We start from the raw sequence: 12,118 nt of genomic DNA, 5'->3' as shown, positions 1-12,118 counted from the left end.
GGGTTTTTCTAAGCCTGTTCGGCGAGTAGCTAAGGCGCTTACTCTGCTACGATGCTTACAAATTTACGGTTGTTCGGTCCTTTAACATCAAACTGAACTTTACCGCTTTTTAATGCAAACAACGTGTGGTCTTTACCGATACCCATGTTGTCACCAGCGTGGAAACGAGTACCACGTTGACGAACAATGATGTTACCAGCAAGAACAGATTCTCCACCAAAGCGTTTAACACCTAGGCGTTTACTCTCTGAATCACGACCGTTTTTGGTACTACCACCAGCTTTTTTATGTGCCATGTGTTCGTGCTCCTATTAAGCGTTAATGCCAGTAATTTTCACTTCCGTGAACCACTGACGGTGACCCATCTGCTTACGTGAATGCTTACGACGACGGAACTTAACGATTTTAATTTTATCGCCACGACCGTGTGTAACCACCTCAGCAGTCACCTTACCACCAGCAACGTTTGGTGTGCCGATTTTTACGTCGTCACCGTTGCTTACCATTAAAACTTTGTCGAATTCAATCGTGTCACCTGGGGCAACTTCGATTTTTTCTAGACGAACGGTTTGGCCTTCGGCCACACGGTGTTGTTTACCGCCACTTTGGAAAACCGCGTACATAGTTAACTCCGCTCTGCGTCACTGACGCAATCAATTCAAAAAACAGGGCGCGAATTGTACGTGAAACATCCGCAAATCACAACCCCGATTCTGATAAAAGTAGATTATTTTTCCAACATGGGTGAATTTTTGCGTGAATTCACCCAAAAATGCACGTTGTCACACTTAGAAAACAGCGCTAAGTAAATGGACAAACGGTAAAATTCGAGATGATAACCGCCAAATTCGATAAGCATTTATAACTAATAAAAGCATGGAATGCGTTATCTGTAGATGGAAAATCGAATACGATCCAACCGCGCCGATCTGATCATAAAAACGCGCATAAACCGCGCCTTTAAATCACCGTGATCAAAACGATCGAATAACAGATCCGAGATTGTAGCATTTTGATCTGAACTTCGCAGCTAGCAAAAAGAATATTTCTGAAAATACACATTTCACATCAAAATTGAGTGATAGCACCTATAATGAGACTTAACGTAAGTATATTAAGTATATATTAACGACTGATTGATAATTGGCTGTGCAATTCCCGAAGATATGTTCACCGTGACCTTTTCAAGACATGTCGACTGCGATTCGGTTGAATTGGCTGGGTAATACGTTTAATTCGGTAGCCAATGCGTTTAATTCGGTGGCCAATGCGTTTAATTCGGTGGCCAATGTGTTTAATTGGGTGGCTAATGTGTTTAATTGGGTGGATAGTACAGCGCATTCAGGTACAATCAGCCCCTATAATTGCCTAAGAAATGAATAAGTTTTTACGCCCATGCCAATGGATATAAATCAAATACGCGCGCTATCAAACGATGATATGCAAGCGGTTAACCACTTGATTCAACAGCAAGTCGACTCTGACGTTGCACTTATTAATCAATTGGGATTCTACATTGTTAATAGTGGCGGTAAGCGCCTTCGCCCATTACTTACCGTGTTAAGTGCACGTGCAATGGGCATTGAAAATGCTGACCACCATACCCTCGCCGCTATTGTTGAATTTATACATACCGCCACCTTGTTGCACGACGATGTGGTAGATGAATCGACCATGCGACGCGGACGTGAAACCGCTAACGCCGTATTTGGTAACCAAGCATCAGTGTTAGTAGGTGACTTTCTATATACCCGCTCATTTCAGATGATGGTAAGTTTAAAACGCATGCGTGTTATGGACATTTTATCTGAAGCAACCAATCAAATTGCCGAGGGTGAAGTATTGCAGTTAATGAACTGCAACGATGCCTCTACCACAGAAGCACGGTATTTCGACGTAATTTACGGTAAAACCGCCCGCTTGTTTGAAGCGGCTACGCAACTGGCAGCGGTATTAACCGACCAACCAGAAAACGTAGAGCATGCCATGCAAGAATACGGCAAGCACTTAGGCACCGCCTTTCAGTTAGCCGACGATATTCTAGATTACATGGCCGACAGTGATGAAATGGGCAAAAACGCAGGTGATGATCTAGCGGAAGGAAAGCCTACGCTACCTTTGCTATATGCAATGTGGAATACCGACAGTGAAGAAGATAAAGCCCTTATTCGCGATGCCATAGAGCAAAGCAACGGTTTACCTCACCTTACCCGCATTCAACAAATCATGGAAAGCACTGGGGCACTCGATTACACCCGCACGTGCGCCAACAACGAAGTAAAAATGGCTATTGATAGTTTATCTATTATTCCAGATTCACCTTACAAAGAGGCATTGATTGCTCTTGCTCATATCTCGGTAGAACGCACTAGTTAGTGCGTTAACCCGCTTCAAGCATAGCGCCCACCAGCCCCACTAAAAAGCCAAGTATTGCGCCTAAGGGGGGTAACCAATGGTTTTCCATGCGAATACCAGGGGCTATGTCTTGAAATACTGAATACAAAATTCCCCCTGCTGCAAATAGCATAATGCCACTCATGATGACGGGGAAATCTGCCAAATAATAAAACCCTACTGCGCTCATTATTGGGCCAAGTAAGCTCATCAATACAAAAATCCAAATAAGCTTAGTACTACGGTTTTTGTTTGCTGGGGTCATTTCACGATAAGCATTAAACCCTTCTGGTAGATTTTGTACTGCTATTAACACGCCTAACAACATAGTACCTCCACCTAATGCGGCAGTGGTGCCTAGCGCTACGGATTCTGGCACAAAATCACTTAACATGGCGGCAAGTTGGCTTCCTGCGGTTTTCTTTTTTGCCAGATAAATATCCAACGCCATAAAGGCAAGTGCCCCGCCGACAAAACACCTACACGCCATTAAAACCGATACGTCTTTGATACCTTCAGGCACCAACACTAATGCTACCGCTGAAATTAACGCACCCGCCCCCAAGGCTAAAATACCGTGACGCAATTCTTGTTCTAACCACTTAGGACGGAAGCCTTTTACCTTAGATAAGAGCGCACCAGCAGGCATAGCGAGGCCAGCTAAGGTTGCCACTATAATGAGATTTAGAATATCGGGTTGCTGCATGTTTGCTCCCTATGCCTTGAGTCGTTCCATTACTTAGCCTAACACTATTGGTAAAGTGCTTAATAACCATAAAAAAAAGACAGCTCAACGTTGCTGCCTTTTTTCATTGTTCTCGCTGAGCGCATCTATAATTTTTAAGCCTAACGCTATTAATCATAGAGTGATGCGTGGCGATGAGATCATTTTAAATTAAGATCTCGGGTCATGTTTTCGTTCTTATCGCGGTGCACAATGATATTGTCCTCAATGCGAATACCACCGAATGGACGATACGTATCTACCGTATCCCAATTGATGTATTTCGACGCTGGGGTGGCTTTTAAGTCTCTGAGCAAGCTGTCAATAAAATACAAACCAGGCTCGATGGTAAACACCTGGCGCGCTTCAATCATGCGCGTACAACGTAAGAAAGGATGATCTTCAGGGGCAGGCTTAGGTGTACCTCTGTCGTCATTTACCAAACCACCTACATCGTGTACTTGCAGCCCTAAAAAGTGGCCAATGCCGTGAGGGAAGAACGTTCGCGTAATACCTTGTTCAACAATATCTGCCGCCGGAAGATTCACAATGCCTGTGTCTTGTAGGATTTGAGCTATACCTGCATGGGCAAGCAAATGAATATCGGTATAGGCGACACTTGGCTTAAGCGAATCTACCAAGGTTAGCGTAACTTTATCCACGGCTTGAATAAGGTCTGAAAATAGCGTCGAGTTTTGACTGTAGGTTCGGGTGATATCAGCAGCATAACCGTGATAATTTGCTCCTGCATCAATTAAGAAAGAACGAGACTGCTTTGGGGCAATGGTATCGCACTGCATGTAATGCAGAATTGCCGCGTGTTCGTTTAGCGCAATAATACTTGTGTAAGGCACGTCGTTATCGCCTTGGCGGCACGCTGCGCTGTACGCTAAATTAATATCAAATTCACTTTTGCCTTCAATAAAGGCTTGCTCTGCCGCTTTGTGCCCTGCTACCGCCAGCTTGTTTGCTTCACGCATACACTCTAGTTCGTAATCGGTTTTATACGCCCGTTGGTAATGCAAATAATGCAGCACTCTATCTGGGTTTACGTTTTCAAACCCTAATGCTTTAGCTACTTCAATGTATTCCCCAACATAAGCAAAACCACGCTTATCGTAAGGCAGGTGTTTCTCGACAGCATCGGCTTGTTGAAGCAAAATAATATTGAAGCTGTCGGTCCAAAAATCTTGTGGCTCTGGCGGTACTTTGTGCCAGAAGTCTTCTGGGCGATAAAAAATAAGGGTAGGCTTATCTTCACCATTAACCACTAACCAGCAATTGGGGTTATCGATAACCGGCACCCATGCTTTAAATTGTGGGTTTACCTTAAATGGATAATGGTTATCGTCTAAGAACAAGCGCTTGCCTTGCCCTGAATGGATGACTAACCCTTCTAGCCCTTCACGCTGAAGTGCTTCACGAGTGCGAGATTGAAGTTCATCGATATGTTGCTGATAGCTTGCCTGATGTTTTGACATAACACCTCATTTAAGTTTTTTGATTTGCATGGCTAACTGGCCTTCTTCAATGAGCAACGCGTTACCAGCCGTTTCAAATACGCTGGTTCTACGCTAGCTTCACTAAGTGCGAGAAGTGAATAATATTAGCCATTGTCGTTAAGTGTGCTTCTCTTCTAAGGCGACTTGAGTACGCTCTCTTAAAGGAGAATAGTGTACCACGATAGCCGCTTAGCTTTCACCGAGCGGCTTGTATCATTAGTTAAACATCTGCGCTAGTGAGGCGCTAATTGCAAGGTTCCCGTTACAGGGTGGGTGCTAACTGCACTTGATGAAGGAATAACATCTTGGGTAAGCTGCGGAAACACGTTTTTATTTTCACCCAGCTGATGCTCGTAAATATACTGATAAGCCAATACCGCTTTTACGTAACTACGGGTTTCTTTGTAAGGAATATTCTCAATCCAAATGTCCACTGGCAACGCTTCGCCTGCGGGTAACCATTCCAACACTTTACGCCAGCCAGCGTTATACGACGCCGACACCAATACAGGATTATTATCAAGTTTATCGCCTAGATAACGTAAATACTGCACACCGTAGTCGAGATTATTCTCAACTTGAAACAAGGTATGTCGACTGACTTTCTTTTTGGCTAAGTATTGCGCGGTACCTGGCATAAGTTGCATTAACCCTGCCGCGCCCACCGGCGATACTGCGTCTACCATGAAAGAGCTTTCACGACGGGCGATTGCCATCGCAAACGCTTTTGATACGTCGTAGGTTTCACTCTTTTCACTAAATTGTGACTCGAACGCCAAGGGGAAACGACGCTCAACATCGTCCCAATAACCACTTTTAGCGAAACTGATGATGGCTTGGTCGTATATACCCCACTCGTAAGCCAGCACTCCTGCATCAGTCACTTGTGAATCGGGTAAATTCGATAGCAAATAGCGCCACTCTCGACGCGCACTCGTAGAACGCTCTAAACGGTAAAATTCCGTTGCCCGTTGGGTAGCGGGGGTATTCGCAATAGCGTGCACCGCACTTTGCACCCGAGGCGCTGGCGTATATGCCAAATTAGGCTGACTATTAATACGGGCACTCGCCATAAAACCATAATAATTGCGTTCGGTGGACAGTTGCTGATACATCACCGTAGCCTGCATCACATTCCCTAGTTCTTCGAGCGCGCGGGCTTTCCAATAGCGGAAGTTTTCCTCTTGCTGGAGTTCAGGACTGGCGGCATCAATCACATCGACGACCCGCTGCCATTGTTTGCCGCGAAGCAAAAACGACACATGCCAAAATTTCACATCATCGCTAGCACCTGCGATATCGGCCTTATCTAGCCATTCATGGGCTTCAGGTAAGAAATCTAAAGTCGCGCTTAAGGCAATAGCCCGTTGAATAATATGTAATTCAGGCTCTGAGAAAATGTTTTTCGGGGCGTAGGTATTGTAAGCCTTTATTGCCGCTTTAGGGTTTCTCCACGCCAGTTTTTCTATACCCCAGGTTAATATTTCAGCTTCGCTGTTTTTGTGTTTCAAAGGAAACAGGCGGGTTCGGTTAACTAAACTTACATCACGTGATACCGATGACCACGCATCGGCTAAATACTGATGACTAGTGGGCAATTGGCGTTTTAAATAAGGAATAATGCGGCGATTATCTTCTTTCGCTGCAATGGCAATACGCTTAACCACTTTATCTGGCGTCATGAGGCCATTGCTTCGCCACTTTGCAAATAGAGGGTCGCATTCATCGGGCTGCGACTGGCCGCTGTACCAAAGAGGGTCTACATCCGTTAGCACAGGTTTGGGATCGTCGGTACGTTTTAATTTGTAACCCAAGGCTTGGCAGGTAAGTTTAGCGCCCATGCCATCACGATAACTACTTAAAAACGCGTTTTCGTGGCCTTGAGAAGATAGGTAGTTCAGCCATCTATAGCGCAAACCATAACTAACAGGTTGCCCCGCGTAATCTTCTAGAAACTGTTCTACTTCACGCTGAGTTTTAAGCGACATGGTGCGTTCTAATCGCAAACGAAGTAGATACGGATAGAGTGGATAATTCGCCAACCCGTAAATTTCTGCGTCTAAATCTTCTAAACGTCTTTTCGGTAGGGTTCGTAAGCTTTTTTCTAAAATTAAGAAACGTGCCCGCTCATCGGCGTAGATGTCATCAGGGAATAGCGGCGAAACTTGCGCATGGCTTAGCTGAAGGCAGCTTGAAATAGCCACTATCGTAAATAACCCCAATGGCTTATGCAAAGGCAACTGCTTGAAAAATGCGAGTGCAGTTGGAAAAAAATTTATTCCTACTTTATACGACACAATGTGAACTCCTACCCCTTGTTGCATTCAAATACACCAGAGTTGGTGTAATGATAAAACGATGCTTGCGTGAAAGCCGAAAAATTATCGGCGTGGATCCGTGCCACAGAAGTAAAAAGTGCCAGCGTTGATGATTATGACTTACAACCATTTACATCATGATTGTAGATTATTGTTTTGCTGGATTGGCGCTTTGCGTCAATAGCATCCATTATACAAGCACTATTATTGAAATGAAGCTTGATTTTCGATGAATGACCTCCATTTTTAACAATTGAAACGCTCGTTTGAATTTTTCATTGATATTTTGTTTAAGTTTAGTTAAAAAGCTAGCCACCCTAACGCATTAGTGTTGTGGTACGACCAGAATGTATGTTTGGTTTATACGCTTATAGCGAATGGTTAGATTGCTACACTACTATCCCGGCCAACGCCGAAGGAGATGATAATGATATACACAGGCAAGAGTTTATCCGTCAGTCTGTTAGATGATGGCTTTGCTGAACTGGTATTTGATGCCGAAGGTTCAGTAAACAAGTTCGACCGCCAAACGGTGACAGAACTTGATGAAGCAACCCAAGCATTGCTTAAAGAAAGCGGTGTTAAAGGCTTAGTAGTACGCAGCGCAAAATCTGCATTTATTGTAGGTGCTGATATCACCGAATTTACCGGCTTATTCGCGATGGATGAAGCCGAAGTACTAAACTGGGTAGCAAACACGTCTCAGGTGTTTGACCGCTTCGAAGATTTGCCTTTCCCTACCGTTGCTGCCATTAACGGTTTTGCATTGGGTGGTGGCTGTGAAATGACACTAGCCTGTGACCTTCGCGTTGCAGATACAACTGCCTCTATTGGCCTACCAGAAGTTAAATTAGGCATAATGCCTGGCTTTGGTGGCACCGTACGTTTACCTCGCTTAATTGGTGCCGACAATGCACTAGAGTGGATGACCACAGGTAAAGACAGAAAAGGCGCAAAAGCCCTTGCTGAAGGCGCCGTTGACGCCGTAGTTGCACCAGAGTCATTACGCGACAGCGCACTTTCTATGCTAAAAGATGCCGCAGATGGCAAGTTCAAATGGGAAGCACGTCGTGCTCAGAAGAAAGCCCCATTACAGCTAAATAAAAACGAAGCTATGATGAGTTTTTCTACCGCACAAGCCATGGTATTTGCCCAAGCAGGCAAGCACTACCCTGCTCCGCACAAAATGGTAGAAACCGTTCAAAAAGCCGCAGGCCTTGACCGCGATGGCGCACTTAAGCTTGAAAACGCTGGCTTTGTTGCCCTAACTAAAACCGATGCAGCGCAAGCGCAAATTGGTATTTTCCTAGCCGACCAGCTAGTAAGAAGTAAAGGTAAGAAACAAGCTAAAGCTGCCACAAAAGAGGTAAAACTTAATGCCGTACTGGGTGCGGGCATTATGGGTGGCGGTATTGCGTATCAAAGTGCTGTTAAAGGCATGCCAGTGATCATGAAAGACATTAACACTGAAGCACTAGACCTAGGCTTAAACGAAGCTGCCAATATTCTTGGTAAAGGTATGCAGCGCGGTAAAGTTGATGCCAAAACCATGGCAAAAACCCTTAACGCTATTACGCCTACCCTTGACTACAACACGCTTAAAGATGCAGATCTTGTGATTGAAGCCGTTGTTGAAAACCCGAAAGTAAAAGGCATAGTGCTTAAAGAAGTAGAAGACGTAGTGGCCGATGACGCTATCATCTGTTCTAACACCTCTACTATTTCAATTAACCAATTAGCGAAAAGCTTAGACAAGCCAGAACGCTTCTGTGGTATGCACTTCTTTAACCCAGTACACCGCATGCCATTGGTTGAAATTATTCGTGGTGAAAATACCTCGGAAGATACTATTAATGCCGTAGTGGCCACCACACTTCGCATGGGTAAAACCCCAATTGTGGTTAACGATTGCCCAGGGTTCTTGGTAAACCGCGTATTGTTCCCTTACTTCGCAGGCTTCAGTAAGTTGCTAATAGATGGCGCTGATTTTGTTGCTGTTGATAAAGTAATGGAAAAACAGTTCGGCTGGCCAATGGGCCCCGCTTACCTAATGGATGTTGTTGGTATTGATACTGGCGACCACGCTGCAGACGTTATGGCAGCAGGTATTCCAGAGCGTATGGCACGTATTGGCGACGACCCAGTAACCGTGCTTTATAAAGAAAAACGCTTAGGCCAGAAAAATGGCAAAGGCTTTTATAACTACGGTAAAGACAAGCGCGGTAAGCCTACGAAAGTGGCTGCTGAAGAAGCATACAGCTTGCTTGCTCCTATTACAGCCGATACCAAAGACTTCGACGCGCAAGACATTATTGCACGCTTGATGATCCCTATGGCTAACGAAGCAATTCGTTGCCTAGAAGAAGGCATTGTAGGTACTGCAGCTGAAGCAGATATGGCCTTACTTTACGGTTTAGGCTTCCCTCCATTCCGCGGTGGTGTATTCCGCTGGATTGAAACAATGGGATTAGCGAACTTTGTCGAACTAGCCGACAAATACGCCAGTCTTGGCCCGATTTACCAAATTTCAGATGGCGTTCGCAAGATGGCCGCTGAAGGTAAATCTTACTTCGCTTAATTCCCAAGGAGACTAATAATGAAAGAAGTCGTAGTTATCGATTGTGTTCGTACCCCTATGGGACGCTCGAAAGCCGGTGTATTTAGAAATGTTCGTGCAGAGACTATGTCTGCCGCGCTAATGACCGCATTACTTGAGCGCAACCCAGGTGTTGATCCAGCAGAAATTGAAGACATTATATGGGGCTGTGTACAGCAAACCAAAGAACAAGGTTTCAACATTGCGCGTAATGCGCAATTGCTAACCCAAATTCCACGTACTACAGGTGCAGTCACCGTTAACCGTTTATGCGGTTCATCGATGCAAGCATTGCATGATGCGACTAGCGGCATTATGAGCGGTCGTGGCGATATATACATGATTGGTGGTGTTGAGCACATGGGCCATGTACCTATGAACTACAACATCGACTTTCACCCAGGCCTTGCTAAGTACACCGCAAAAGCCTCTGGCATGATGGGTATGACCGCCGAGCTACTTGGTCGTCAAAATGGTATCACTCGTGAAATGCAAGATGCGTTTGGCGCACGTTCGCATCAGCTAGCGCATAAAGCACACCTTGAAGGCCGCTGGGCTAACGAGATTGTGCCTATCGAAGGCCATGATGCCAACGGTACGCTTAAACTGATTGACCATGATGAAGTTATTCGCCCAGAAAGCACAGCTGAAAGCATGGCGCAACTTCGCCCTGTGTTCGACCCAGTAAACGGCACCGTTACAGCAGGTACATCATCAGCGTTGTCTGACGGTGCGTCTGCCATGTTGCTTATGTCTGCCGACAAAGCAAAAGCACTAGGTTTAACACCTCGCGCTAAAATTCGTTCAATGGCAGTGGCAGGTTGTGATGCAGCTATTATGGGTTACGGCCCAGTACCGGCAACACAAAAAGCCCTAAAACGTGCTGGCCTTAGCATGGACGATATTCAACTGGCTGAGTTCAACGAAGCCTTTGCTGCCCAAGCACTATCGTGCATTAAGCAACTAGGTTGGATGGACAATCTTGATGACAAGATTAACCTTAACGGCGGCGCTATTTCACTAGGCCACCCTCTAGGTTGTTCTGGTTCACGTATATCAGGTACCTTGATTAACCTGATGGAATCGCAAGATGTAGAGCTAGGCTTAGCCACCATGTGTATTGGTTTAGGCCAAGGTATAGCCACTGTATTTGAACGTGTGTAATTAATTATTTACGTTTTATTGAAAGGGCCTTCGGGCCCTTTTTTGTTGCATGAGGTTCGTAAAGCACAATACAGCTTGAGCAAACACGACTATTTTAAAACACGGGAAAGCGGGCTAACTACCCCTTGCGCCCCCTGTTGTAATACATGAGTGTAAATTTGCGTAGTTTTCACATCAGAATGACCAAGTTGCGTTTGCACAGTACGAATGTCGGCACCCGACTGTAAAAGGTGAGTAGCAAATGAATGTCGTAAGGTATGCGGCGTAACCTTCTTTTTAAGCCCACACGCACTTGCGGTTATTCTTATCGCCTTTTGTATGCTTGATTCATCAATATGATGTCGACGCGTTTTTCCATTCTCGGGATCAACCGATAAACGCGCAGAAGGAAAAAGATAATGCCATCCAAGTTCTTTAGGCGCATTTTGGTATTTAACACGCAAACGATGAGGCAAATATACCCCTTGGTAACTAGGGTTATCTAAATCTGCAATAAGGTAACTTTCAACTACACTTATTTGCCGATTAAGCCCAGGTTTTAGCTCTGATGCTAAAGTAACAACACGATGTTTGCCGCCTTTACCATCCCATATTCGAATAGCGTTGTAGTCGAAATCAATGTCTTTTACACGCAACCTCACAGCCTCCATTAAACGTAACCCGCTTCCATAAAGTAACGAAATAGGTAACTTTAAATGAGCAGGAAGTTGAGCAAAAAGCGCAACCACTTCGTCTTGCGTAAGCACAACAGGTAACTTGGCTTGCCTGCGACTTGTAACAAAATCAAGGCTCAAGGAAAGAGGCTTTTCTAGTATGTCTCGATAAAGAAATGCCAACGCATTGAGTGCGCTGGCTTGAGTAGCCGGTGCTACATTCTTTTTATTCACTAAGTGAGATAGAAACAATTCTACTTCTTTGTCTCCCATCTCGGCAGGATGCCTAGTATTGTGAAACCGAATATAACTAACAATCCACCCACTATAAAGCTGTATAGAGCGCTTAGCGTAACGGTGATTTCGCATGTGTTGAACCACCATTTGCATAAACATTGATTTCATTTTTATTTTTCACATTTAAACTGTAATTACATACAGCATTACGATTTTTTAGTACGCCGTAAAATAAAAAGGAAACATTCCGTACTTAAGTACAGTGTTTTCAGATACAAAGTGTAGGATATTGATATAAGTTAACTTACGTGCGAAAGTTAAAATATTATTTGGGTGATATATGGAAACTTTCCGCCTTGCATAAAGGATTTTTTCCGTACACTAAATTGTTATATGCCACTAGGAAAACCTAACTTATGGTTTACTTATTAGCTGGGATTGTGTGTGTTCATTTGGCTTGGGCATTTTTTAATACTCTAGCGGTTCACAGCACATTGTTTATCAATAATAGCTCTCGAGCTATTACCTTA

Annotated in this window: 10 protein-coding genes; 4 read left to right on the top strand and 6 right to left on the bottom strand. The window is 44.5% G+C overall.

The window, feature by feature from the left end:
* Positions 1-38: 38 nt before the first annotated feature.
* On the bottom strand, positions 39-296 hold the full coding sequence (rpmA, locus tag C7Y69_RS14240) for a 50S ribosomal protein L27 (protein WP_013785541.1): 258 nt from the start codon (positions 294-296) through the stop codon (positions 39-41).
* Positions 297-311: 15 nt separating this feature from the next.
* The gene (rplU, locus tag C7Y69_RS14235; RefSeq protein WP_013785542.1) at positions 312-623 is read right to left on the bottom strand and encodes a 50S ribosomal protein L21; all 312 of its coding nucleotides are present in this window, start codon (positions 621-623) and stop codon (positions 312-314) included.
* Positions 624-1,191: 568 nt separating this feature from the next.
* Between rplU and C7Y69_RS21595 the strand changes: the two genes are divergently transcribed.
* Together C7Y69_RS21595 and ispB are read left to right on the top strand one after the other, a co-directional pair.
* Entirely contained in the window at positions 1,192-1,383 is a 192-nt protein-coding gene (locus C7Y69_RS21595) for a hypothetical protein (protein ID WP_126873152.1), read from the top strand.
* A gap of 18 nt (positions 1,384-1,401) precedes the next feature.
* Complete coding sequence (gene ispB, locus C7Y69_RS14225) at positions 1,402-2,376, top strand: octaprenyl diphosphate synthase (RefSeq protein WP_013785543.1); 975 nt, start codon at positions 1,402-1,404, stop codon at positions 2,374-2,376.
* A 4-nt stretch (positions 2,377-2,380) separates the two neighbouring features.
* Here ispB and C7Y69_RS14220 read toward each other — a convergent pair whose 3' ends face one another.
* The 3 genes from C7Y69_RS14220 to C7Y69_RS14210 all read right to left on the bottom strand — a co-directional run bounded on the left by C7Y69_RS14220 (position 2,381) and on the right by C7Y69_RS14210 (position 6,917).
* Positions 2,381-3,100, bottom strand: coding sequence for a ZIP family metal transporter (locus C7Y69_RS14220; protein WP_013785544.1), 720 nt, complete (start codon positions 3,098-3,100; stop codon positions 2,381-2,383).
* A gap of 179 nt (positions 3,101-3,279) precedes the next feature.
* A complete protein-coding gene (pepQ, locus tag C7Y69_RS14215) occupies positions 3,280-4,599 on the bottom strand; it encodes a Xaa-Pro dipeptidase (RefSeq protein WP_013785545.1) in 1,320 nt (439 codons plus the stop codon).
* A 254-nt stretch (positions 4,600-4,853) separates the two neighbouring features.
* Positions 4,854-6,917 carry a transglycosylase SLT domain-containing protein gene (locus tag C7Y69_RS14210; RefSeq protein WP_260563520.1) on the bottom strand — a complete coding sequence of 688 codons (2,064 nt, stop codon included), beginning with the start codon at positions 6,915-6,917 and terminating at the stop codon, positions 4,854-4,856.
* A gap of 448 nt (positions 6,918-7,365) precedes the next feature.
* Here C7Y69_RS14210 and fadB point away from each other — a divergent pair, with 448 nt between their 5' ends.
* The gene (fadB, locus tag C7Y69_RS14205) at positions 7,366-9,516 is read left to right on the top strand and encodes a fatty acid oxidation complex subunit alpha FadB (RefSeq protein ID WP_013785547.1); all 2,151 of its coding nucleotides are present in this window, start codon (positions 7,366-7,368) and stop codon (positions 9,514-9,516) included.
* 18 nt (positions 9,517-9,534) lie between these two features.
* Positions 9,535-10,698, top strand: a complete 1,164-nt coding sequence (fadA, locus tag C7Y69_RS14200) for an acetyl-CoA C-acyltransferase FadA (protein ID WP_013785548.1) — start codon at positions 9,535-9,537, stop codon at positions 10,696-10,698.
* An 89-nt stretch (positions 10,699-10,787) separates the two neighbouring features.
* Here fadA and C7Y69_RS14195 read toward each other — a convergent pair whose 3' ends face one another.
* Positions 10,788-11,756: an integron integrase gene (locus C7Y69_RS14195; protein WP_126873150.1), complete on the bottom strand. Its 969-nt coding sequence runs from the start codon at positions 11,754-11,756 to the stop codon at positions 10,788-10,790.
* Between the last annotated feature and the right edge of the window lie 362 nt (positions 11,757-12,118).

The sequence above is a fragment of the Alteromonas sp. KS69 genome, from assembly GCF_003989595.1.
GTDB classification, from domain to species: Bacteria; Pseudomonadota; Gammaproteobacteria; order Enterobacterales; family Alteromonadaceae; genus Alteromonas; species Alteromonas naphthalenivorans.
The sequence above is the reverse complement of the archived record's forward strand: the minus strand, read 5'-3'. Positions and strand labels throughout refer to the sequence as shown.

Bases quoted from the DNA above. Each gene is read 5' to 3' on its own strand.
- rpmA (WP_013785541.1), bottom strand. From the start codon at position 296: ATGGCACATAAAAAAGCTGGTGGTAGTACCAAAAACGGTCGTGATTCA.
- rplU (WP_013785542.1), bottom strand. From the start codon at position 623: ATGTACGCGGTTTTCCAAAGTGGCGGTAAACAACACCGTGTGGCCGAA.
- C7Y69_RS21595 (WP_126873152.1), top strand. From the start codon at position 1,192: ATGTCGACTGCGATTCGGTTGAATTGGCTGGGTAATACGTTTAATTCG.
- ispB (WP_013785543.1), top strand. From the start codon at position 1,402: ATGGATATAAATCAAATACGCGCGCTATCAAACGATGATATGCAAGCG.
- C7Y69_RS14220 (WP_013785544.1), bottom strand. From the start codon at position 3,100: ATGCAGCAACCCGATATTCTAAATCTCATTATAGTGGCAACCTTAGCT.
- pepQ (WP_013785545.1), bottom strand. From the start codon at position 4,599: ATGTCAAAACATCAGGCAAGCTATCAGCAACATATCGATGAACTTCAA.
- fadB (WP_013785547.1), top strand. From the start codon at position 7,366: ATGATATACACAGGCAAGAGTTTATCCGTCAGTCTGTTAGATGATGGC.
- fadA (WP_013785548.1), top strand. From the start codon at position 9,535: ATGAAAGAAGTCGTAGTTATCGATTGTGTTCGTACCCCTATGGGACGC.
- C7Y69_RS14195 (WP_126873150.1), bottom strand. From the start codon at position 11,756: ATGAAATCAATGTTTATGCAAATGGTGGTTCAACACATGCGAAATCAC.